Annotated in this window: 22 protein-coding genes and 1 pseudogene; 15 read left to right on the forward strand and 8 right to left on the reverse strand. The window is 69.1% G+C overall.

Annotation, left to right across the window (positions count from 1 at the left end):
* Positions 1–125: 125 nt before the first annotated feature.
* The 9 genes from N0A24_09075 to trpA are packed head-to-tail and all read left to right on the forward strand — an operon-like array spanning position 126 to position 8,526.
* Positions 126–968, forward strand: a complete 843-nt coding sequence (locus N0A24_09075) for a prephenate dehydrogenase/arogenate dehydrogenase family protein (GenBank protein MCS7173517.1) — start codon at positions 126–128, stop codon at positions 966–968.
* Complete coding sequence (gene trpE, locus N0A24_09080; protein MCS7173518.1) at positions 965–2,443, forward strand: anthranilate synthase component I; 1,479 nt, start codon at positions 965–967, stop codon at positions 2,441–2,443. The genes N0A24_09075 and trpE overlap by 4 nt, the downstream gene beginning before the upstream one ends.
* On the forward strand, positions 2,440–3,054 hold the full coding sequence (locus tag N0A24_09085) for an aminodeoxychorismate/anthranilate synthase component II (GenBank protein ID MCS7173519.1): 615 nt from the start codon (positions 2,440–2,442) through the stop codon (positions 3,052–3,054). The genes trpE and N0A24_09085 overlap by 4 nt, the downstream gene beginning before the upstream one ends.
* Positions 3,051–4,076: an anthranilate phosphoribosyltransferase gene (trpD, locus tag N0A24_09090; GenBank protein ID MCS7173520.1), complete on the forward strand. Its 1,026-nt coding sequence runs from the start codon at positions 3,051–3,053 to the stop codon at positions 4,074–4,076. The genes N0A24_09085 and trpD overlap by 4 nt, the downstream gene beginning before the upstream one ends.
* Positions 4,073–4,855: an indole-3-glycerol phosphate synthase TrpC gene (trpC, locus tag N0A24_09095; protein ID MCS7173521.1), complete on the forward strand. Its 783-nt coding sequence runs from the start codon at positions 4,073–4,075 to the stop codon at positions 4,853–4,855. The genes trpD and trpC overlap by 4 nt, the downstream gene beginning before the upstream one ends.
* 18 nt (positions 4,856–4,873) lie before the next feature.
* Positions 4,874–5,917 carry a tryptophan--tRNA ligase gene (gene trpS, locus N0A24_09100; protein MCS7173522.1) on the forward strand — a complete coding sequence of 348 codons (1,044 nt, stop codon included), beginning with the start codon at positions 4,874–4,876 and terminating at the stop codon, positions 5,915–5,917.
* Entirely contained in the window at positions 5,914–6,555 is a 642-nt protein-coding gene (locus tag N0A24_09105; GenBank protein MCS7173523.1) for a phosphoribosylanthranilate isomerase, read from the forward strand. Before trpS ends, N0A24_09105 begins: the two co-directional genes overlap by 4 nt.
* Entirely contained in the window at positions 6,543–7,745 is a 1,203-nt protein-coding gene (trpB, locus tag N0A24_09110) for a tryptophan synthase subunit beta (protein ID MCS7173524.1), read from the forward strand. Before N0A24_09105 ends, trpB begins: the two co-directional genes overlap by 13 nt.
* Entirely contained in the window at positions 7,732–8,526 is a 795-nt protein-coding gene (gene trpA, locus N0A24_09115; protein MCS7173525.1) for a tryptophan synthase subunit alpha, read from the forward strand. Before trpB ends, trpA begins: the two co-directional genes overlap by 14 nt.
* Positions 8,527–8,589: 63 nt before the next feature.
* Here the strand turns inward: trpA and N0A24_09120 are convergent, their stop codons facing one another.
* From N0A24_09120 to N0A24_09130, 3 genes are all read right to left on the reverse strand, one after another.
* Positions 8,590–8,967, reverse strand: coding sequence for a hypothetical protein (locus tag N0A24_09120; GenBank protein ID MCS7173526.1), 378 nt, complete (start codon positions 8,965–8,967; stop codon positions 8,590–8,592).
* A gap of 10 nt (positions 8,968–8,977) precedes the next feature.
* Positions 8,978–9,565 carry a peroxidase-related enzyme gene (locus tag N0A24_09125; GenBank protein MCS7173527.1) on the reverse strand — a complete coding sequence of 196 codons (588 nt, stop codon included), beginning with the start codon at positions 9,563–9,565 and terminating at the stop codon, positions 8,978–8,980.
* A gap of 133 nt (positions 9,566–9,698) precedes the next feature.
* Complete coding sequence (locus N0A24_09130) at positions 9,699–10,586, reverse strand: manganese catalase family protein (protein ID MCS7173528.1); 888 nt, start codon at positions 10,584–10,586, stop codon at positions 9,699–9,701.
* A gap of 141 nt (positions 10,587–10,727) precedes the next feature.
* Between N0A24_09130 and N0A24_09135 the strand changes: the two genes are divergently transcribed.
* Entirely contained in the window at positions 10,728–11,603 is an 876-nt protein-coding gene (locus N0A24_09135) for an AraC family transcriptional regulator (GenBank protein ID MCS7173529.1), read from the forward strand.
* A gap of 5 nt (positions 11,604–11,608) precedes the next feature.
* Here N0A24_09135 and thiO read toward each other — a convergent pair whose 3' ends face one another.
* From thiO to ribD, 5 genes are read right to left on the reverse strand one after another with little or no spacing between them, the layout of a single operon-like run.
* Entirely contained in the window at positions 11,609–12,748 is a 1,140-nt protein-coding gene (gene thiO / locus N0A24_09140) for a glycine oxidase ThiO (GenBank protein ID MCS7173530.1), read from the reverse strand.
* 2 nt (positions 12,749–12,750) lie between these two features.
* Positions 12,751–13,224, reverse strand: coding sequence for a 6,7-dimethyl-8-ribityllumazine synthase (gene ribH / locus N0A24_09145; protein ID MCS7173531.1), 474 nt, complete (start codon positions 13,222–13,224; stop codon positions 12,751–12,753).
* Positions 13,208–14,440, reverse strand: coding sequence for a GTP cyclohydrolase II (gene ribA, locus N0A24_09150; protein ID MCS7173532.1), 1,233 nt, complete (start codon positions 14,438–14,440; stop codon positions 13,208–13,210). Before ribA ends, ribH begins: the two co-directional genes overlap by 17 nt.
* The gene (locus N0A24_09155) at positions 14,437–15,027 is read right to left on the reverse strand and encodes a riboflavin synthase (GenBank protein ID MCS7173533.1); all 591 of its coding nucleotides are present in this window, start codon (positions 15,025–15,027) and stop codon (positions 14,437–14,439) included. The genes ribA and N0A24_09155 overlap by 4 nt, the downstream gene beginning before the upstream one ends.
* Positions 15,027–16,163, reverse strand: coding sequence for a bifunctional diaminohydroxyphosphoribosylaminopyrimidine deaminase/5-amino-6-(5-phosphoribosylamino)uracil reductase RibD (gene ribD, locus N0A24_09160; GenBank protein MCS7173534.1), 1,137 nt, complete (start codon positions 16,161–16,163; stop codon positions 15,027–15,029). The genes N0A24_09155 and ribD overlap by 1 nt, the downstream gene beginning before the upstream one ends.
* A gap of 464 nt (positions 16,164–16,627) precedes the next feature.
* On the opposite strand from ribD, the gene N0A24_09165 reads away from it, so the two are divergent.
* The 5 genes and pseudogenes from N0A24_09165 to nadC all read left to right on the forward strand — a co-directional run bounded on the left by N0A24_09165 (position 16,628) and on the right by nadC (position 22,484).
* Positions 16,628–17,566 carry a VOC family protein gene (locus tag N0A24_09165; GenBank protein MCS7173535.1) on the forward strand — a complete coding sequence of 313 codons (939 nt, stop codon included), beginning with the start codon at positions 16,628–16,630 and terminating at the stop codon, positions 17,564–17,566.
* 15 nt (positions 17,567–17,581) lie between these two features.
* Positions 17,582–18,304: pseudogene (locus N0A24_09170) on the forward strand (aminomethyl transferase family protein).
* 724 nt (positions 18,305–19,028) lie between these two features.
* Positions 19,029–20,567: an ABC transporter substrate-binding protein gene (locus N0A24_09175; protein MCS7173536.1), complete on the forward strand. Its 1,539-nt coding sequence runs from the start codon at positions 19,029–19,031 to the stop codon at positions 20,565–20,567.
* 79 nt (positions 20,568–20,646) lie between these two features.
* Entirely contained in the window at positions 20,647–21,627 is a 981-nt protein-coding gene (gene nadA / locus N0A24_09180; protein MCS7173537.1) for a quinolinate synthase NadA, read from the forward strand.
* 11 nt (positions 21,628–21,638) lie between these two features.
* Positions 21,639–22,484, forward strand: coding sequence for a carboxylating nicotinate-nucleotide diphosphorylase (nadC, locus tag N0A24_09185; GenBank protein ID MCS7173538.1), 846 nt, complete (start codon positions 21,639–21,641; stop codon positions 22,482–22,484).
* Positions 22,485–22,489 lie beyond the last annotated feature (5 nt).

The following is a 22,489-nucleotide window of genomic DNA, read 5'->3' on the forward strand; positions in this document are numbered from 1 at the left end:
GCGGGATCGGCCTGTCCCGAGAGGGCCGCCGGGCTTTCCGGCGGAAGGCGGGTGGCACCGCGGGAGAACCCCTCCCGTCCCAGCGGACGGGAGGGGTTTTGTTTTGCGGCAGAGGGCAGAAGACCGTGCGGTTCCAGATGGCGGCCATTGTAGGCACCGGCCTCATCGGCGGGGCCCTGGGGATGGCCCTGCGCCAGCAGGGGTGCGCGCAGACGGTGCTGGGCATCGACCGGGATCCGCGGATCGCCCGGCGGGCCGTGGAGCGGGGAGCCGTGGACGTGGCCAGCACGGATCTCCGCCGCCTCGCGGAGGCGGAGATCGTCTTCCTGGCGGTTCCCCCGGAGCATGTGGTGGGGGTGGCGCGTGCGGCTCTCAGCTACCTGTGTCCTCACACCATCCTCACGGACACCGCGAGCGTGAAGGCTCCCATCGTCTCCGCTCTGGAGCGCATCGCGCCGCCGGTGCGGTTCGTGGGAGGGCATCCCATGGCGGGCAGCGAGGGGCGGGGGATTGAGGCCGCGGATCCCGGGTTCCTCCGGGACCGGCCGTACATCGTGACCCCCACGGGGTTCACGGATCGGGAGGCGGTCCACCGCTTGGTGGGCTTAGCCCGGGAGATCGGAATGCGGCCCGTGGTGATGCAGCCGGAAGTCCACGACCGGCTTGTGGCCCTCAACAGCCACCTCCCCTACCTGATGGCGTGCGCGGTGGTCCTGGCCGCCGCAGGAGAGCCCGAGTCCCTCGGGGTGGGCGGTCCAGCCTTCGGAGAACTGGCCCGGGTAGCGAGCAGTCCCCCGAGTCTGTGGGCCCAGATCCTCCGCCTGAACCGGGAGGAGATCCGACGGGCCCTGCAAGACCTGCGCGGGATCCTGGATCAGGTGGAACGCCGCCTGGAGGAGGACGAGCTCGAGGAGTTCTTGGAGCGGGCTCAGAACGCAGCCATGCGCGCACGGGAGCAGAGACCATGAGGACCCTGGAGATCACCCCCGGACCCGTGGGATTCGAGGCGATGCTGCGGGAGGGGAACCTCGTGCCGGTCTCCTGCGAGCTCCTGGCGGACCTCGAGACGCCCATCTCCGCCTTCCTCAAGCTGCGGGACCTTCCGGACGCCTTTCTCCTGGAGAGCGTGGAGGGCGGGGAGCGGCTTGCCCGCTACTCCTTTTTGGGCGCCTGCCCGAAGCTCGTGCTCACCTACGATGGCCGGGTGGTGCACTGTTCGGACGGCCGTACCCTCCCGGGGCCCTTTCTTCCCGCGGCCCGGGAGGTCCTCCGGCCGTACCGCCAAGTCCCTGTCCCCGGACTTCCCCGGTTTACGGGAGGGCTCGTGGGCTACCTGGGCTACGACCTCGTGCGGGACTGGGAACGGCTTCCCCACCGTCCCCCGGACGACCTCGGCCTTCCCACATGCCGTATGGGGCTGTTTGACACCGTGGTGGTCTTCGATCACGTGCGGCGACGCATCCGGATCCTCGCCAACGCCTTCGCGGAGGAGGGGGCGAAGGCCGCCTACCGGTCCGCCCGGGAGCGTATAGAGGAGATCCTGGAGCGGCTGCGCCGCCCGGTTCCCGTATCCTTCTCGGACTCGGAGCCACGGCCGGCACCGGAGGCCCGGTCCAACATGACCCCGGAGGCGTTTGTGGAAAAAGTGGCGCGGGGCCTTGCGTACATCCGCGCGGGCGACATCTTCCAGGTCATCCTCTCCCAGCGGTTCGCGCTCCCCGTGCCGGGCCTGGATCCCTTCCTCCTGTACCGGGCGGCCCGGGCCATCAACCCCTCGCCCTTCCTGTTCTACCTGGACTTCCCGACCGGGCAGCTGGCGGGCTCCTCCCCGGAGCTCCTGGTGCGGCTGGGGGGAGATCGGGTGATGATGCGGCCCATCGCGGGGACCCGGCCCCGGGGCCGCACGCAGGAGGAGGACGAGGCGCTGGAGGCCGACCTGCGGGGAAGCGAGAAGGAACGCGCGGAGCACGTGATGCTGGTGGACCTGACCCGCAACGACCTGGGACGCATCAGCCGCTACGGCACCGTGCGCACCACGGAGCTCATGGTGGTGGAGCGGTACTCCCACGTGATGCACCTGGTGAGCACCGTCCAAGGTATCCTGCAGCCGGGCCGCGACGCCCTGGACGTGCTGCAGGCGGTCTTCCCGCACGGCACCGTGTCCGGGGCCCCCAAGGTGCGGGCCATGGAGATCATCGACGAACTGGAGCCCGTGGCCCGGGGGCCGTACGCGGGCGCGGTGGGCTACGTGGCCTTCTCGGGCGCCCTGGACACCTGCATCACCATCCGGACCCTGGTGGTACGGGACGGAGTGGCCTACGTGCAGGCCGGCGCGGGCATCGTGGCGGACTCGGATCCGGAGACAGAGTACCGGGAGTGCGTGAGCAAGGCCGAGGCCCTGGTGCGGGCGGTGGAGATGGCGTGCACGGGAGGCGTGGGATGATCCTGGTGGTGGACAACTACGACTCCTTCGCCTACAACCTCGTGCAGTACCTGGGCGAGCTCGGGGCGGAGGTGACGGTCTACCGGAACGACGCCATCTCCGTGGGGGAGATCGCACGCTTGCAGCCTGAAGCCATCGTGATCTCTCCCGGGCCCTGCACCCCCAACGAGGCGGGCGTCAGCAACGACGTGCTGCGGGAGCTGTCCGATCGGATCCCGGTCCTTGGGGTGTGCCTGGGGCATCAGTGCATCGGGCAGTGCTTTGGCGGGCGGGTGGGACTCGCCCCGCAGCCCGTGCACGGCAAGACCTCCCGCATCGTGCACGACGGCCGCACCATCTTCCGGGGCCTGCCCTCGCCCTTCGTGGCAACCCGCTACCACTCCCTGGTGGTGTACGAGGAGGGTCTGCCGGACGTGCTGGAGGTCAGCGCCCGGAACGAGGAGGGCCTCGTGATGGGACTGCGGCACCGCCACCGGCCGGTGGAGGGCGTGCAGTTCCATCCCGAATCCATCCTCACGGAGCACGGCAAGGCGCTGCTGGGTAACTTCCTGAGCCTTGTGCGCGACTGGCACCGCACGGGCAAATGGGGCGTGCCGGAGGGAGGAGGATGATCCAGGAGGCGATTCGGAAGACGGTGGAGGGCATCTCCCTCTCCGCGGAGGAAGCGGAGCGGGTCATGGGCGAGATCATGGACGGTGAGGCCACCCCGGCCCAGATCGCGGCCCTGGTGGTGGCCCTGCGCATGAAGGGCGAGACGGTGGAGGAGATGAGCGGCTTCGCTCGGGCCATGCGGGTGCGAGCGCAGCGCATCACGCCGCGTGTCTCCGTCCTGGTGGACACCTGCGGTACGGGCGGGGACGGGGCCCACACCTTCAACATCTCCACCACCACGGCCTTCGTGGTGGCGGGCTGCGGGGTGGCGGTGGCCAAGCACGGGAACCGCGCGGTCAGCAGCGCCTGCGGGAGCGCGGACGTCCTGGAGGCCCTGGGGCTTCCCCCGGATGCGGAGCCCGCGCGGGTGCAGGAGGCCATCGAACGGATCGGCCTCGGGTTCCTCTTCGCGCCCCGGTTCCACCCTGCCATGCGGCACGCGGTGGGGCCACGGCGGGAGATCGGAATCCGCACCATCTTCAACGTTCTGGGCCCCCTTACCAACCCCGCGGGTGCCCGGCGGCAGGTGATCGGGGTGTACGATCCGCGGCTTGTGGAGCCCGTTGCCCTCGTGGCCCGGGAGCTCGGGACGGAGCACGCGTACGTGGTGCACGGGGACGGCCTGGACGAGCTCACCACCACGGGTCCCACGTGGGTGGCGGAGGTACGGGACGGGCACGTGCGCACCTTCCAGCTAGAGCCAGAGGAGGTGGGGCTCCCTCGGGCATCACGGGAGGCCCTCCGGGGCGGTGACGCCCGGCACAACGCGCGGCTGGTGGAGCGCGTCCTACAGGGGGAGCGAGGGCCCTGCCGGGACGTGGTGCTGCTGAACGCGGCCGCGGCGCTGGTGGCCGCGGGGGCCGCGGAGGACCTGCGGGAGGGAATCCTCCGGGCCGGAGAGGCCATCGATTCCGGGGCGGCACAGGCGAAGCTGGAGGCCCTGCGGGCGTACTTCGGGGCTCAGGCCGGAGCTGCGGGATGAGCATCCTCCAGGAGATCGTGCGGCACAAGCGGCGGGAGCTCGCACAGGCACAGGCCGCCTGCCCCGAGGCAGAGATGAGGGCCCGGGCCCTCTCCGCCCCCCCTCCCCGGGACTTCGCCGCGGCGCTGCGCGGGCGGGGAATCGCGGTGATTGCGGAGCTGAAGGCCGCCTCGCCCTCCGCGGGCGTGATCCGGCAGGAGCTGGATCCCGCGGCCCTGGCCCGGGCGTATGCGGCGGGCGGCGCGGATGCCCTCTCCGTCCTCACGGATCGCCGGTATTTCCGGGGGGATCCGGAGCATCTGCGAATCGCCCGAGCGGTCAGCGGGCTTCCCGTGCTCCGGAAGGACTTCACCCTGGAGCGCTACCACGTGGTCGAGGCACGGGCCGTGGGCGCGGATGCGGTGCTGCTCATCGCCGGCATCCTGGACTTGAGGCAGCTTCGGGAGCTCCGGGAGCTCGCGGAGGAGTTGGGGATGACGGCGGTGGTGGAGGTGCACACGGAGGAGGAGGTGGAGCGCGCCCTGCACAGCGGAGCCCGCATCATCGGGATCAACAACCGCGACCTCCGCACCTTCCGGGTGGACCTGGAGACCACCTTCCGGCTTCGGCCCCGGATCCCGGAGGGGATCCTGGTGGTGAGCGAGAGCGGCATCGAGCACCCCGAGCAGGTCCGCGCCCTGCAGGCCGTGGGGGTGGACGCGGTTCTGGTGGGCACCGCCCTGGCAGCTGCCGCGGATCCCGAAGCGAAGCTGCGGGCGCTGCGTCCGGGACACGTCTAAGGAAGAGGGGGGATGGAGATGGCCCAGCAGGTGCAAACGGTGGCGCGCGGGCGGCCTGATGCCGTACCGCGTCAGACGGTGCGGGTGTTCTCCGGGATTCAGCCCACGGGGCTGGTGCACATCGGGAACTACGTGGGGGCCATCCGGCAGTGGGTGGAGCTGCAGGCCCAGTACGAGTCGTACTTCTGCATCGTGGATCTCCACGCCATCACCGTACCGTACGAGCCGGAGGAGATGCAGCGCCGGATCCTGGAGGCAGCCGCGGCCAACATCGCGGCAGGGATCGATCCGGAGCGGTCCGTGCTGTTCGTACAGTCCCACGTGCACCAGCACTGTGAGCTCATGTGGCTCCTCACCACCCTCACCCCCGTGGGGCAGCTGGAGCGGATGACCCAGTACAAGGAAAAGGCCCGGCGGGCCCGGCACGGGGTGATGGCGGGGCTCCTGAACTACCCCGTGCTCCAGGCCGCGGACGTGCTCCTCTATAAGGCCAATCTCGTGCCCGTGGGCGAGGATCAGCTGCAGCACATCGAGCTCATGCGGGATCTCGCGGAGCGGTTCAACCGGCAGTTCGGGGAGACGTTCCCGCTCCCAGAAGCCCGCCTCACCAAGGGCGCCCGGATCATGGCCCTCAACGACCCTACGAAGAAGATGAGCAAGAGCATCCCTGGAAGTTACATCGCGCTTGCGGACGATCCGGAGGAGATCCGGCGCAAGGTGCGGGCCGCGGTGACGGATCCGGGCCCGCCCGCGCCAGGCGCCCGGCTGGAGGAGGCAAGCCCCGGGGTTCAGAACCTCTTCACCCTGCTGGAGGTCTTCGGCCCCGAGCACTATCCCCGCTTCCGGGAGACGTACGAATCCGGTACCATCCGCTACAGCGAGCTCAAGCAGGTCCTGGCGGAGGCCATCGTCGAGCGGCTGGATCCCATCCGCCGGCGCTACCGTGAACTCCTGAGCCGCCCCGGGGAGCTGTACGAGGTCTTAGTGGAGGGTGCCCGGCGGGCCCGTCCCGTGGCGGAGGCCACCATGGCGGAAGTCTACCGGAAGATGGGGCTGCGATGACGCGGGTGAAGATCTGCGGGATTCGAACGGTGGAGGAGGCGTGGGCCGCCGCGGAGGCCGGGGCGGACGCGGTGGGGTTCGTGTTCTGGCCCCGCAGCCGCCGGTACGTGTCCCCCGAGGTAGCGGCTCACGTGGCCCAAGCCCTTCCGCCCTTCGTGGCGCGGGTGGGGGTGTTCGTGAACGAGCCCCCAGAGCGGGTGGAGGAGATCGCCGCATACGTGGGTCTGGACGCGGTGCAGCTCCACGGGGACGAGCCGCCGGAGGTGTGTGCCCGTCTCCGGCGGAGGGTCATCAAGGCCATCCGGGTCCGCGACGGGAGGAGCCTGGAGGTTGCGGCGGACTATCCAGTGAGTGCGCTCCTCCTGGACACATACGACCCCGAGACCTACGGAGGGACGGGCAGGACCTTCGACTGGTCCCTGGTGGAGGCCGCGCGCTTCCTGAACCGTCCCCTCCTCCTCTCCGGCGGCCTCACTCCCGAGAACGTGGCCGAGGCCATCCGGCGGGTGCGACCGTACGGGGTGGATGCGAGCAGCGGCGTGGAGACGGAGGGACGCAAGGACCCGGAGAAGATCCGCGCGTTCGTGGCCGCGGTTCGGCGAGCGGACGCGGAGGGGGCGCAGACATGGAGACCGTAACGCTTCCGGATGTCCGGGGACGGTTCGGGCCCTTCGGCGGCCGGTATGTGCCGGAGACCCTGATCCCTGCCCTCCTGGAGCTGGAAGCCGCCTACGAGGCGCTGCGGCAGGATCCGGAGTTCCGGGGGGAGCTGGAGGGGCTCCTGCGGGCGTACTGCGGCCGGCCCACACCCCTGTACTTCGCCCGCAGGCTCTCGGAGCAGCTGGGCGGCGCCCGCATCTATCTCAAGCGGGAGGATCTCCTGCACACGGGGGCCCACAAGATCAACAATGCCCTGGGGCAGGCCCTGCTTGCGAAGCGCATGGGCAAGATGCGGGTGATCGCGGAGACGGGCGCGGGACAGCACGGAGTGGCCGTGGCGACCGCCGCGGCCATGCTGGGCTTGCGGTGCGAGGTGTACATGGGGCGGGAGGACGTGGAGCGGCAGGCCCTCAACGTGTACCGGATGGAGCTCTTGGGAGCCCGGGTGATCCCCGTGGACAGCGGCACCCGTACCCTCAAGGACGCCATCAACGAGGCGTTGCGGGACTGGGTCACGAACGTGCGCACCACCTTCTACGTGATCGGGTCCGTGGTCGGGCCGCACCCCTACCCCCGGATGGTGCGGGACTTCCAGTCCGTGATCGGCAAAGAAGCCCGGGAGCAGATCCTGGAGCGGGAGGGAAGGTTGCCGGACGCGGTGGTAGCCTGTGTGGGCGGCGGAAGCAACGCCATGGGCCTGTTCTGGGCCTTCCTGGCGGACCCATCCGTGCGGCTCATCGGGGTGGAGGCGGGAGGGCAGGGAATCCCCACCGGGCGGCACGCGGCAAGCCTGGTGGCGGGAAGCCCCGGGGTGCTGCACGGGGCGTACACATATGTGCTACAGGATGAGGCCGGGCAGGTGCTCGGCACCCATTCCATCTCCGCGGGTCTGGACTACCCCGGCGTGGGGCCTGAGCACGCGTATCTGAAGGAATCGGGACGGGCTACCTATGTGGCGGTCACGGACGAGGAGGCGCTGGAGGCCTTCCACCTCCTGGCCCGTACGGAGGGAATCCTGCCGGCCCTGGAGCCCGCCCACGCCATCGCGTACCTGAGGTACCTCGCCCCGCAGCTGGGCGAGCACGGTGTGGTCGTGGTGGGTCTCTCAGGTCGGGGGGACAAGGACGTGGAGGTGGTGCGCCGGTACACGCGCCATGAGCCGGTTTAGCGCGCTCTTTCAGAGGCTGCGGAGGGAGGGCCGGGCCGCCCTCATGCCCTTCCTCGAGGTCGGGGACCCAGATCTGCAGACCCTGGAACGTCTGATTCCGGCCGTGGTGGAGGCCGGGGCGGACGCCCTGGAACTCGGGGTACCGTTTTCCGACCCCATCGCGGACGGCCCCACCATGCAGCGGGCCGCCTACCGGGCCCTGCAGCGGGGCGTGCGGCTCCAGGAGGTCCTGGAACTGGTGCGTCGGGTGCGGCGGGCGGTGGACGTGCCCATCGCCGTGATGTCCTACGCAAACCCCCTCTACCGATACGGGATCGAACGGTTCACCGGGGAGGCCCGGGAGGTGGGGGTGGACGGCCTCATTGCCGCGGACATCCCCGCGGACGAGGGAGAACCCCTCATCCGGGCCGCGCGTCCGGTGGGCCTTGAGACCATCTTCCTCGTGGCGCCCACCAGCACCGAGGCGCGGCTGCGCACCGTGGCCGCGGCCACCACGGGGTTTCTGTACTGCGTCTCGGTTACCGGGGTGACGGGGGCCCGGGAGCAGCTCAGTGAGGAGGCGGAGGAGCTGGTGCGTCGGGTGCGGAGGGTGACGGATCTGCCCGCGGTGGTGGGATTCGGCATCGCCACGCCCGAGCATGCGCGGGCCGCGGCCCGGTTCAGCGACGGGGTCATCGTGGCGAGCGCCCTGTATCAAGTGCTGGAGACGGCCCGGGACCCCGTCGCGGCCGCGGTGGACTTCCTGCGCCCCTTCGCCCAAGCCCTCCGCTCAGGCCCCTGATCCCTCCAGCCGCCAGCGTACCGAAACATCTGGGGTCGCGACCGCGACCGTGCCGTAGAGGGGTCAGCGGCGTTGGAAGGCCTCCACCAGGGTCTCCGCCTGCGCCGCGGAGACTCCGGAGAGCACGAGATCCAGCCGCACCGCGTTGAACACCGTGAGATCCTGCCGCACGGGCGCGGAGCGGTCCACGGTCCCCGTGATGTGCGCCTGAACCCGGGGTGCGGGAAAGCCGAACTCCCGGGCCAGGACCTCCACCAGCTCCACCGCGCAGGTGGCCACCCCGGCCAGGAACAGCTCTGCTGGCGTGATCTCCTCCCCGGGGCACCCGTTCTGCACGGGCCCGTCCACCACGAGGTGGTGGTTGCGGGCGGAGCAGACCACCCGGCCGAAGATCCCGCTGGATCGGGCGGCGGCCTCGTAGATCCGTACCCCCTGTGCCATCGCCCTCGCCTCACCGACCGAGATAGTGGTACTCGGGGTTGGGGATCCAGCCCAGAGCGTTCGCCAACCGGTTGGTGAAGTTGAACATGGCGGCCACCTGGGCGATGTCCAGGATGTCCTCGTCGGACCACCCGGCCCGTCGCAGGGTTTCCACGTCCTCCTCGATCATCCCGTACGGCTCCACGGTCAGCTTCACCGCGAAGTCCAGCATAGCCCGCTCCTTTGGCTCCACGGGCGCATGCCGGTAGTTCGTGAGGAGGTAGTCCACCAGGATGGGATCCTCCGTGAGCATCCGCAGGGCCGCCCCGTGGGAGATCATGCAGTAGTGGCAACGGTTTACGGCACTCACCACCACCGCGATCATCTCCCGCTGGATCCTGGAAAGGCCAGAGGGGCCCCGCATGAGGTACTCATAGTAGGACCACCACCGCAGCAGGTGTTCAGGCCGCAGGGCGAGGAACCGAAAGACGTTGGGCACAAAGCCCAGCCGCTCCACCGCCGGAGCCGCGGCGGCGTTCACCTCAGGGGGCAGCTTCTCGGGGAAGCGCAGCCAGCTCAGGCGTTCATATAACCGTTCCCGCTCCTTCGGACGCTCCATCCCCTCACCTCCTGGGGATACGTTCGGGGCCCCTCGGGAGGAATCCTCGGAATCTCCGGAACGGCTGGAGAAAGCCGCGGGGATGGTTTGGATCCCTCCCCGCGGCACCGGAATAGAGCTCCTGGAGCTGACCTCAACTCGCCGCGAGCTTCTTCGCGAGCGCTGCCAGTTCCTCAGGGCTCAAGCCCGGGGCGAACTCCTCCGGCAACGGCGGCAGCACCGGCACCGGACCTCCCGGAGGCGGCCCGTCCACCACCACGAGGTCGCCGTCGCCCGTGGGCGCAGGACCACGCCAGATGCGGGCGATGTCCCGGTAGTCCTCCGGGCTGAAGCGGTACAGGGTGCGGTGCACGCCCGCCTGCTCGTACTTCCGGGCCTCCGGAAACTTCGCGTTGGGGATGTTGGGGATGGGCAGGAGCTTCGTGAGATCCACGCCCGTGAGGGTCTCCACCGCCTTCCCGTAGGCGGTGGCGTGTACCCCTCCCCGGACCAGAAGGTATCCGATCATCTCCCGGGCCACGGGATTGCGGGTCATCTCGTAAACCCGGATCTTATGGAGCCGCGCCCCGCACTCCAGGAAGAAGTTGTGCAGCAGATCCAGCACCAGGTTGCCGCTGTTGAATACGTAGTCCCCATGCCAGAACGCGCCCATGGACCCCCCCACGAAGGCGGTCTGGGCCGTGCTGATGAAGTGGTAGGTGGAACGCACGTCCTTGCCGGGCTCCAGAGGCGCATCCACGGGATCCTTGGCCTGGGTGGTGCCCGTGAGCAGGAGGTTGATGGTGGCGGAGACCAGCTCGATGTGGCCCAGCTCCTCCGTGGCGATGTTGGCGATGAGGTCCCGGTAGGGCTTGAGCTGGTCGTGCCCGCGGAAGTTGAAGGACTGGTAGGTGTAGTTCATGAGGGTGGACATCTCCCCGAACCGTCCGCCCAGCAGGTCCTGCACCGCGGCCGCGGCGTTGGGATCCGGCTCCCTGGGCGCCGGGAGCTCGATCTGCAGCCGGTCAATCCGGAGGTACATGGCTCCTCCCTCCTCTTGGCTTGGCGTCCGGTCTTAGTGTGCGGGAGAGGGGGGCCGGGGCGAAGGGCGCCGCCGACCCAAAGAGTGCCCGAACCGATCCACCCCCTCGCCCCAAGCGGCCGCGTGGGGCATCCTAGGGGTGTGCAGGCGGTGATCCCGGACGGGAGGCCCGAGCTTCCGCCCTACCCGCCCGCGGGGGGACTCGCGGCGTTGGGTTGGGTGTGGGATCACGTGCAGATCGAGCTCGTGGGGGGGAGGGTGTATGCGGGGGGATCCGGGTGGTCTCTGGAGCACCGCACGATACCCAACGCGCTCGCGGTGCTGGTCCTGGAGGGCAGGAGCCGGTGGTGGATCGGGGACAGAACCCTGACCGCGGGCCCGGGCGATCTCCTGCTCGTTCCGGAGGGAATCCCGCATGCCGCGGAAGCGCCTGCCGCCTCCGTACACCTACTCTCTGTTCACTTCACCGCCCGGGTCCTGGGGGCCCACTGCCTGCTCCTGGTGTTGGGGTTTCCCCCGCTCTTGGAGGGTGGGGGGTACGTCGAATCCGTGCGGGAGCTCGTGCGGCTGTCCACCCACCGCCCCGCGGGCTGGCGACAGCGGGGCCGGGCCCTGGTGACGGAGTTGCTCCTCCGGACGGTGCACGAGCACCCCGGGGCGTTCCAGCCCCTGGAGGTGCAGGAAGTCCGGGCCTTGCGGCTGCTGTGCCCCGCATTCCAGCTCCTGGAGGCCTCCGAAGGGCGAGTGCGGGTGGAGGAGCTGGCCAAAGCCGCGGCGTGCTCGCCCACGCACCTCCGCCGGCTCTTCCGCGCGGGCCTCGGGATGTCCCCCAAGCAGTATCTCCTGCAGCGCCGGCTGCAGCGGGCCGCGGAGTTGTTGCGCACCACGGACCACACGGTGCAACAGGTGGCGGAGCGGTGCGGGTTTGAGAGCCTCTCCCACTTCCACCGGTGCTTTCGGGCTAAGTTCGGATGCACGCCCCGGACGTTTCGGACTCGGATGGCGCAGCCCCCGTGAGGGGGTTAGCTCCGGGCCGCGGCGCCGCTCCTGCGGAACCGGTCCAGGGTGAAGGGCCGGGCGATCTCGGGGAGCTCCCCATGGAGGAGGTAGTGGGAGATGACCTCCGCGGTAATTGGGGCGAGCAGGATCCCGTTGCGGTAGTGACCCGTAGCCAGCACCAGTCCCTCCACCTCCGTGGGACCCAGGATGGGTGCGTCGTCCCGGCTGCCGGGCCGGAACCCCACCCACATATCCGCGATGGGCAGCTCCTCGATTCCAGGAAGCACCTCCCACGCTCCCCGCAGGAGCTGCAGGATCCCCCCCGCGGTGAGGCTGCTATCGAAGCCCTTCTCCTCCACCGTGGCGCCCACCAGCAGCCGGCCATCCCGCCGGGGCACCAGGTACGCCTCCGGTCCCCACACCACGTGTCGGAGCAGGGGCGCCTCCCGAGGCATCTGCAGGGCCAGCATCTGGCCTTTGACGGGCCGCACGGGAGGGCGGGCGGCATCCGGCAGGCCCGGGATGGTGGCGGACCAGGCTCCTGCCGCGAGGACCACCCGGGAGGCCGGTAGGAAGGTGTGCGGCAGGCGGACGCCCAGAACCCGACCTTGGTCCACCACCACGCGGGTCACCTCCGTGTTCTCCCGCAGCCGGCCTCCCGCCTGCTGGAAGGCCCTCCTCAGGGCTTGCGCAACCTTCACGTTGTCCACCTGGTGGTCGAGAGGGCTCCGGATCGCGGCCGCGATCCGGTGGGAGAGGTAGGGCTCCAGGCACCGGGTCTCCTCCCCGGACAGCCACTCCGTGGGAAGCCCCAGGCGCTTGTGGAATTCGTAGAGGAACCGCAGCCGCTCCACGTCGTCCCGGTTCAGGGCCACGAGGAGCGTCCCCTCGTCCCGGTAGTCCACTTCTAGCCCGCTTGCCGCCTCCAGTTCCCGGGCGAACGCCGCCCACCGGTCCCGGCTTGCGCGCAGCAGCGGGAGCATCCACTCCTCCCCCGGCTCCGCCTCCACGTACGGCGCCAGCATGCCCGCCGCAGCCCAGGTGGCCCCAAGACCCGCCTGCCCCTTTTCCAGGATGGTCACGGAGCAGCCTGCCCGGGCCAGGTACCAGCCGATGCTGAGCCCGCAGATCCCGCCGCCCACGATCACCACGTCCTCGGACACACCTAACCCTCGGCCTTCGGGAGCGCGCGCAGCAGATTGGCCATCTCCAGGGCGGCTAGGGCCGCGTCCCGGCCGCGGTTCCCGGCCTTGGTGCCCGCCCGCTCCAGGGCCTGCTCCAGGGTATCCGTGGTGAGAATCCCGTAGATCACGGGCACGCCGGTGCTGAGCGCTGCCTGGGCCACGCCCGCGGCGCTTTGGCCCGCCACGTACTCGAAGTGCGGGGTTGCCCCCCGGATCACGGCCCCGAGGCAGACCACCGCGTGGTACCGGCCGCTTCGGGCGAGGTACAGGGCCGCAAGCGGAATCTCAAACGCCCCCGGGACCCAGGCCACGTCCACCTCCTCTACCCCGTGCCGGCGGAGGGTGTCCAGCGCTCCAGCGAGGAGCAGGCGGGTGACGGCCTCGTTGAATCGGCTCACCACCACACCCACCCGCACGCCTCGCCCGTCCAGGTGTCCCTCAAACGTCTGTCCCAAGGAGCTCCTCCACGCCCTCCAGCAGGTGGCCCAGCCGGGTTTGCTTGACGCGCAGGTACGGGAGGTTCTCCGGGCGCACGCCCGCTACTAGCGGCACGCGTTCCGCCACCTCGACCCCGCCCCGCTGCACCGCCTCCACTTTCGCGGGGTTGTTGGTCAGAAGCCGCACGCGCCGGATGCCCAGCAGCCGCAGGATCTGGGCTCCCACCAGGTGGTCCCGGGCATCTGGTGGGAAGCCCAGGGCCAGGTTCGCTTCCACGGTGTCGTGCCCCAGATCCTGCAACGCGTAGGCCCGCACCTTGTTCCGCAGGCCGATCCCCCGACCCTCCTGCCGGAGGTACACCACCACGCCCCGGCGGGCGGCGACGACGCGCTCCAGGGCGGTTGCCAGCTGCGCGCCGCAGTCGCACCGCCAGGACCCGAACACGTCCCCCGTGGTGCACTCGGAGTGCAGTCGCACGAGCACCGGTTCCGGACCGCAGACCTCTCCCAGCACCAGGGCGAGGTGCGTCTGGTCTGTATACCGGTGGGCGAAGGCCACCAGGCGCCAGATCACCCCATACGCGGGCAGGGAGGTCTCCGCCACGGGCTCCACCACGCACTCCCGCTCCAGCCGCCACCGCACCAGATCCGCCACCCGCAGCAGCCTCAATCCGTGGCGCGTGCAGAGCTCCAGGAGGTCGGGCGTACGCGCCATGCGGCCGTCCGGGGCCAGGATCTCGCAGATGGCGGCCACGGGCGGTAGCCCCGCAAGCCGCACCAGCTCCACCGCGGCCTCCGTATGTCCGGGGCGCTCCAGGACCCCACCCTCCCTGGCCACGAGGGGAAACACGTGGCCGGGTCGATCCAGGTCTTCCGGGCGGGTGGCGGGGTCCGCCAGGACCCGTAGGGTGGTGGCTCGGTCGTAGGCGGAGATCCCCGTGGTGACCCCCCGGCGGGCGCTCACGGAGACCGTGAAGGCGGTGCCGAACTTGCTGGTGTTCTCGGCGGTCATGGGCGTGAGGTGGAGGGCCCGGGCCCGCTCCCGGGTGAGGGGCGCACACAGCAATCCTCGGCCTTCCCGCAGCATGAAGTTCACGGCCTGCGGGGTGGCGTGGGAGGCGGCGAGCACCAAATCCCCCTCGTTTTCCCGGTCCTCGTCGTCCACCATCACCACGAGTTCTCCCCGCCTGATGCGCTCCGCGGCCTCCTCCACCGAGATCCAGGGTGCGGTCATGCCGTCTTCCTCCACCCGCTCACCAGCCGTTCCACGTACTTGGCCAGGATATCTGCCTCCAGATTCACGGGATCCCCGGGGCGACGCTCTCCCAGGGTGGTGTGACGCAGGGTGTACGGGATGAGGCACACGGAGAAGCGCTCCCCTTCCACCCCCGCCACCGTGAGGCTCACCCCGTCCACCGCCACGGATCCCCGAGGCACTAGATAACGGACCACCTCCGGCGGGGCGCTGATCTCCATCCACGCGAATTCCCCATCCGGCCTTAGGGCCACCACCCGTCCCACCCCGTCCACGTGTCCCTGCACGAAGTGCCCACCCACTCTTCCCGCGGCCGGCACAGGCCGCTCCAGGTTCACCCGGTCTCCAGGCAGCCGCAGGCCCAAGGCGGTGCGGTGCAGGGTGGCGGGGCTCAGATCTGCGGCGAACTCCGCGTGCCGGAGGGCCACCACCGTGAGGCACACCCCGTCCACCGCGATGCTGGAGCCCACCCCGAGGTCTTCGGTGATCCGCTCTGTCCGGATCCACAGGCGGTTTTCCGCCCGTTCCGTAATGCGGCCTACCTCCTCCACGATCCCCGTGAACATCACCGCACCCGCTGCAGCCCTGCGACTTCCGCCCGCACGGGAAGGGCTCCGCGGAGCTCTCCTTCTACACACAGATCGGATCCCACGGTCCGTACGGTGAGGTTTTGAACCGGCAGCGCCTGCGCGATCTCCGCCACCCCGAGTCCTCCAACCGGGCCGGGAGCCGCATGCCCGCCTACCAGGAGGGGCGCGATGAAGGCCACGATGCGGTCTGCCAGTCCAGCTTCCAGCACCGCGGCAACCAGGGTGCTGCCCCCCTCCACCAGCACGCTCAGCACCCCTCGCTCCCCGAGCCGCCGGAAGAGGTCCCGCAGCGAGACCCGTCCAGCCTCTTCCGTGCACACCCACACCTCCGCTCCGGCCCGCCGGAGGACGTTTAGGCGCTCGGGATGCGCTGAGCGGGTCGTGGCGACAACCACCGGGGAACTTCCCTCCCGGAGCATGCGGGCATCGGACATCATGCGCAGGCGACTGTCGGCCACCACCCGCAGGGGATCCCGACCCCCGGGGATTCGGCACGTGAGGGCGGGATCGTCGTACAGCACGGTTCCAATGCCCACCAGCACCGCGTCGTGCACATCGCGCAGGCGGTGGGCTTCCTCTCGGGCCTGCGGGCCGGTGATCCAGCGGGAGGAGCCCGTGCGGGTGGCGATGCGGCCGTCCAAGGACATGGCCCACTTCACGGTCACGAGCGGAAGCCCCGTGGTGCGGTGCTTGAGGTACGGGGCGTTGAGCCGGCGGGCCTCCTCCTCCAGCACGCCCACCTCCACTTCCAAGCCGGCCGCGCGCAGTCGCGAAATGCCTTTCCCCCGCACCCGGGGATCCGGATCCTCGTGGGCCACCACCACCCGCGCGATGCCCGTGGCCAGGATGGCCTCCGTGCAGGGAGGGGTCCGGCCGTGGTGGTCGCAGGGCTCCAGATTCACGTACAGGGTGGCTCCCCGGGCGAGGGGGCCTGCGGCTCGGAGGGCCACCACCTCCGCATGCGGCTCTCCCGGTGCGGCGTGGTGCCCGCAGCCCACCTCCTGCCCCTCTCGGACCACCACCGCGCCCACAAGGGGATTCGGGCTTGTGCGGCCCTCCGCGGAGCGGGCCAGCGCAAGAGCTCGTCGCATCCAGTGGGCATCGTCCAACATAAACGCCCGAAGGAGTGGACCTCCGGGCGCAGGGGGAACCGGCAGGAAAACAGCAGAATCCCGGTTTTGCCCGACCTTCTCCCATCCGGACTGTACCGTCGGCCCCGGACTCACCGCCCCTGCGGCTCACCGGCGTCCACCGCGCCTCAGACCGTGCACGGGTCGCGGGCTTACGTCCCTCTGGACGCTCACCGCCGGTCGGGAATCGCCGGCACTGCGGCCGGCTCACCCTGCCCCGAAGGTCGCATCTCGGTTTACTGCTACTGTACTGCTGCTCTGGGGCTCCCTGCAAGGGGATTCTGGCAACATCCCGCTGGGGCCTGGGGAGATCCATCCCATGCGCGGCTCCGGGCGGTGGCCGCGCCGGCTTTGCTTGACTTTTGTGCACCCTCCTGCTTCCATGGGGGAAGGGGCGGGAGGGGAGCCCCACATCGGCAAGGATTCTCCCGGGTAAGGAGCCACGCATGATCGTCCGGATCGCCCACGTGGAGCTGCGGGTGACGGATCTGGAGCTGGCCCGGCGTTTTTACGTGGAGGTCTTGGGTTTTTCAGAAGCGCTGCGGACCGGGGACGGCCTCCATCTGCGAGCATCGGAGGAATTCGATCTATGGTCGCTCCGGCTGACTCCGGCATCCGCTCCGGGTCTTGGCCATTGTGCGTTCCGGGTTTCCGCTCCTGCGTACCTGGACGAGCTCGAAACGCTCCACAGATCCCTGGGCTTGCCGGCTCGCCGGGTGCCCGCGGGGCAGGAGCCCGGGCAGGGGGAGGCGTTGCGGGTCCTTACCCCGGAGGGGTATCCCGTAGAGTTCGTGCACGGGATGGAGGAGATCCCCCTGTACGATGCCCGGGGTAGGCCGCGGCTCCCGACCCGGCACCTCGACTACCCGCCGGGCTCCCGTCCCCTCCGCATTGACCACATCCACCTGCGGACCACGGATCCGGGAGCGCATCTCTCCTACTGGGAGCAGACCCTGGGGTTCCGGGCCTTCGCCTATGTGGTCTCCGGGGAGCGGATTCGGAGCGCCTTCCTGCGCCGGCGGCCCGCAACCCACGACGTGGCCCTGGCCACCGGGAATGGCACCGGTCTCCATCATGTGGCCTACTACGTTGCCGACTGGAACGACTTGGCGTACTTCGCCAATCGCCTCAGCCGGTTTGGCATGTCGGAGCAGATTGAACTGGGCCCCACCAGACACAATTTAAGCAACGCCTTCTGCATGTACATCCGGGACCCCAGCGGGAACCGCCTGGAGCTGTTCAGCGGGGATTATCAGCGCGATCTGGACCGGGAGCCCATTCGGTGGGAAGAGGAGGATTACCGTTCTCGGGGATGGAACGCGTGGAACACGTACATGCCGGCATCGCTAGCGGAATGTACGGATATACACGGCCCATGGCCTTAGCGGGAGGCAGTAAGAATGCACCAGGGAAGGAGGAGTCTGGAGGATCTCCTGCGGGAGAACGGCTATGATGTGGTGTCCTTCCTGCGGAACAACAATCCCGCGGCGAGGGTGGGCTCCACCTTCGGTGAGTTCTCCCGGGTACCCGCACAGATCTCCGGGTGGTTTGAGGAGACCAGATCATGGCGCGGAACGGTCGCGCTGTTCGATCAATCGCACCACATGACGAACCTCTTTCTCAAGGGGCCAGATGCGCTGCACCTGCTCCGCACGCTGGGAGTGAACACCTTCCGGAACTTTGTGCCGGGTCGGGCAAAGCAGTTCCTGGTCTGCAACCATGAAGGGTATGTGATCCGGGACGCGGTGCTGTTCTACCTGGAGGAGAACTCCTTCCTGCTCGTGGCAAGGCCTCCCGCCCTGAACTGGGTGCAGTACCATGCGGAGACGGGGGGCTACCGTGTGACGGTAGAGCGGGATGAGCGGAGTGCCTTCAACCCCTCCGGCCAGAGAAGACTGTATCGTTATCAGCTGCAAGGACCCCATGCTCCGGCGCTGCTGGAGAAGCTCCATGGAGGTCCCCTGCCGGAGATCCCCTTCTTCCATTTCGCAAGGATCCGGATTGGAAAGCAGAGCGCGTGGGCCCTGCACCACGGCATGGCGGGGGTCGCGGGAATGGAGATCTTCGGCCCCTGGGAGGAGGCGGAGGAGGTGAAGGAGACCATCCGGGAGGCGGGAAGGGAGTTCGGATTACAGGAGGCGGGACACCGAGCCTATCTGGTGAGCATCGTGGAAACCGGGTGGGTGCCCCTTCCGGTTCCGGCCATCTACACGGGGGACCGGTTGCGTCCGTACCGGGAGTGGCTGCCCGGGGACAGCCTCGAGGCCACGGGAAGCCTGGGAGGGAGTTTGGACTCCTCGAGGATAGAGGACTATTACCTCACCCCTTGGGATCTGGGCTACGGGCACCTGGTGAAATTCGACCACGATTTCATCGGCAGGGAGGCCCTGATGGAGAAGGCAAAGGATCCCCGGCGCAGGAAGGTGACCCTGGTCTGGCATAAGGAGGACGTTCTTCAGAAGATCTTCAGGCCGCTCTTTGAGGGAGGACCGAGAGGGAGGTTCATCGACCTGCCGCTGGTGGGATATGCCACGTGGCACTACGACAAGGTGCTGAGCAGGGATGGAAGATGGATTGGAATCTCATCCTTTGGGGCATACAGCGCAAACGAGCACGCGGTGCTGACCGTAGGTGTGGTGGACCGGGAGTTCGCGGAGCCGGGGACGGAGGTGGTGGTGGTGTGGGGAGAGAGAAAGGCGGGGGATACGGAGGATCCGGAGGTCCCGGTGGAGATCCGGGCCACGGTAGGGCCGGTGCCGTTCTCGGAGGCCGCGAGGAGGTACCGGGCCTCCGTGGGAGCCCGCCCGGTATTGTAGGAGAGCCTACAGGGGAAGGGGGCGTGCGGAGATGTGGCAGAAGCCGGCGGCGGTAGGGATCGGTTTGTTGGTGGTGTGCCTGGTGGGGCTCGTGGGTCCGAGGGGAACGGCGGCGGGTCCTGCTGCGGAAATCCCACGAGGGGGTACGCTCCGGCTGGGGGATGAGCTCCCGGAAGGGCTGTTCGGAATCCCCTGGAGGAGGGCACCGAGGAGCACGGTGCCCGCGGTGCCGGCCTTCGAGACACCGCTCTGGGTGGACGTACGGGGAAGAGCCCATCCCCATCTCGCGGAGCGGTGGAGCATCGGACCGGATCGCAGATCCGTCACCCTCGTGCTTCGGAGAGGCGTCCGATTCCACGACGGGACCCTGCTGAATGCGCAAGCGCTTCAGTGGAATCTGCAGAAACAGATAGAGACCCGGCGGGCACCGGACATCGTGAAGGCCGTGGAGGCCCGCGGCCCCTTCGAGGTGGTCGTCCACCTGGAGCGGTGGGCCAACGGCTTGCTGTTGTGGGTGGGGGGATTGGGGGCAACGGACGTGGTATCGCCCAGCTACGTCCTGAGGGTCGGAGAGGATCAGGCGGACGAGCGACCCGTGGGGACCGGCCCATTTCGGGTAACCCGGTATGACCCCAAGGCCTTTGCGGAATATGTGCGGTTTGAACGGTATTGGGATCCAGGCAAGCCCTATCTGGACCGTCTGGAGCTGCGGTTCTTCGCGGACATGCAGACCATGAAGGCGGCCCTGCTCGCACGCCAGTTGGATGTGGGAGGATTCAACGATCCCGCGGTCATCGCGGAGCTGCGGCGGAGCCGGGAACTGCGAGAGATCTCCGGGCTGCACACGCTCAACTGGGCGCTGTGGCCGGACAGTGCCAACGCGGACTCGCCCCTGGCGGATCGGAGGGTGCGGGAAGCGGTTTCCCTGGCCGTGGACCGGAACGCGCTCGCGATGGGAGTGGGGTATGGGGTCTTCCGGCCTTGGGCCCAGATCGCGCACCCGGGGCACTCGGCGGCATTGGAGGCCGGTGCGCCGATCCGGTTTGATCCGGACCGGGCCCGGCGGCTGCTGGCGGAGGCGGGATACGGGAGCGGGTTCCGGACGAGGATCATCTCGGAAGCGGTCTCCCGGGACATCGCGGTGGCTGTACAGGGGTACCTGCGGGGCGTAGGGATCGAGGCAGAGGTGGAGATCGTGGACAGGGCGCGGATGGCGGACTATCAGCGCAGGGGATGGAGGGGGTTCATCCTGCATCCCATGCCGTACGTTCCGAACTTTAATAGCTGGCTGGAATTCTTCTTCATCCGGCACCCCCTGGGGCAGGTCAGCTTGAAGCGGCCGGAGCGGCTCATGGAGCTGTGGGAAGCTTCGAGGGCCACCGTCAACGAGGACCGGAATGTTACGCGGCAGCTACACCGGTACCTGTTGGAGGAGATCATGGTGATTCCCCTGCTCACCGGACCGCAGAAGGTCTATTTCGCCTGGCCGTATGTGCGGAACACGTACCTCCTACAGGGGGCTACCTGGCCGAGGTGGAAGCCCGCGGAGGCCTGGATTGCTCGGCAGTAAGGCCGGGGGCCGGAGGTCCGGGAAGCCACGGTTGACGGGGGGAGAGGCTTCCGGATAGGGTGGGGAGCGGAGGGAAACCGTGTCGGTGGCCGCGGTGAGGGACCGGGAGCTGGAAAGCGAGATCCGCGGGCTGGTGGAGGAGATCCAGCGGCTGCGGCGGGAGCGGAATGCCGTGATCCTGGCGCACAACTACCAGATCCCGGAGATCCAGGACCTCGCGGACTTTGTGGGCGATTCCCTGGGGCTCGCGCAGGCCGCGGCCCGGACCACCGCGGATGTGATCGTCTTCTGCGGGGTCCACTTCATGGCGGAGACGGCCGCCATCCTCTGCCCCGACAGGACCGTTCTGCTGCCGGATCTGGAGGCGGGCTGTTCGCTCGCGGCCACCATCACCGCAGAACAGGTGCGGGCCTGGAAGCGGGAGCATCCGGGAGCCGTGGTGGTGGCATACGTGAACACCAGCGCGGAGGTGAAGGCGGAGAGCGACTACTGCTGTACCTCCACCAATGCGGTCCGGGTGGTTTCCTCCATCCCCGAGGATCGGGAGATCCTATTCCTGCCGGATTTCTTCCTCGGCAGCTACGTGGCCCGGGTCACCGGCCGCCGGATGCACCTGTGGATGGGGGAGTGCCACGTGCACGCGGGGTTCCGACCGGAGGACGTGGCGGAGTTGCAGCAGGCCCACCCCGATGCGGAGCTTTTGATTCACCCTGAGTGCGGGTGCGTGAGCGCCTGCATGTACTTCCTGGCCTCCGGGCATCTCCCCCAGGACCGTACGCACATCCTCTCCACGGAGGGAATGGTCCGCCGGGCGCGGTCCAGTCCCGCCCAGACCTTCCTGGTGGCCACGGAGACGGGGATCCTGCACCGCATGCGCAAGGAGGCGCCCGGGAAGACCTTCCTCCCCGTGCGGGAGGACGCCATCTGCCAGTACATGAAGAGGATCACCCTCGACAAGCTCCACCGGTCCCTCCGGGAGGGCATCTACGAGGTGCGGGTAGATCCGGAGATCGCGGCCCGGGCTCGGAGGGCCATCGAGCGGATGCTGGCCCTGAGCTGAGGAGGCAGGGGGTGCTCTTTCCCCCGGCGCTTGTGCGCATCGTGACCGCGGCCCTGGAGGAGGACCTGCCCTGGGGGGATCTCACCACGGAGTCCCTCTTCCCCACAGCCCTGCAGGTCCGGGGGGAGGTGGTGGCGAGGAGGCCGGGGGTGATCGCGGGGCTCCCGGTCCTGGAGGCGGTCTTCCGGCGGCTGGACCCGGAGGTACGGATTGCCGTGCGGTGCGCGGAGGGTTCGGAGGTGGAGCCGGGACAGGCGGTGGCGGTGGTGGAGGGCGATGGCCGGGCGATCCTCGCGGGAGAACGGGTGGCTCTCAACTTCCTCAGCCGGATGAGCGGCATCGCCACCCTCACCCGACGGTACGTGCAGGCCATCGCCGGTCTCCCCTGCCGCATCGTGGACACCCGCAAGACCACGCCGGGCCTCCGGATCCTGGAGAAGTACGCGGTGCGGGTGGGAGGTGGAGCGAACCACCGGTTTGGATTGAGCGATGGGGTGCTCGTGAAGGACAACCACTGGAGCCTCCTGCGGCGGGAGGGTATCTCCCTCCAGGAGGCCCTGGCAGCCATCCGGGCCCGGGTCCCGCACGGGGTGCGGATCCAGGTGGAGGTGGCGGACCTCGGGCAGATAGAGGAGGCCCTGCGGGCCGGAGCGGATGCCCTGCTGCTCGACAACATGGACCTGGAGACCCTGCGGAGGGCGGTGATCCTCTGCCGGGGCCGCGCCCTCACGGAGGCCTCCGGCGGCATCACCCTGGAGAACGTGCGGGCCGTGGCGGAAACCGGAGTGGACCTGATCTCCGTAGGCGCCCTCACGCACTCCGCGCCCGCCCTGGACCTCAGCCTGGAGATCCTCTAGCCTTC

It is taken from the genome of Armatimonadota bacterium (assembly GCA_025059775.1).
Lineage (GTDB): Bacteria > Sysuimicrobiota > Sysuimicrobiia > Sysuimicrobiales > Sysuimicrobiaceae > Sysuimicrobium.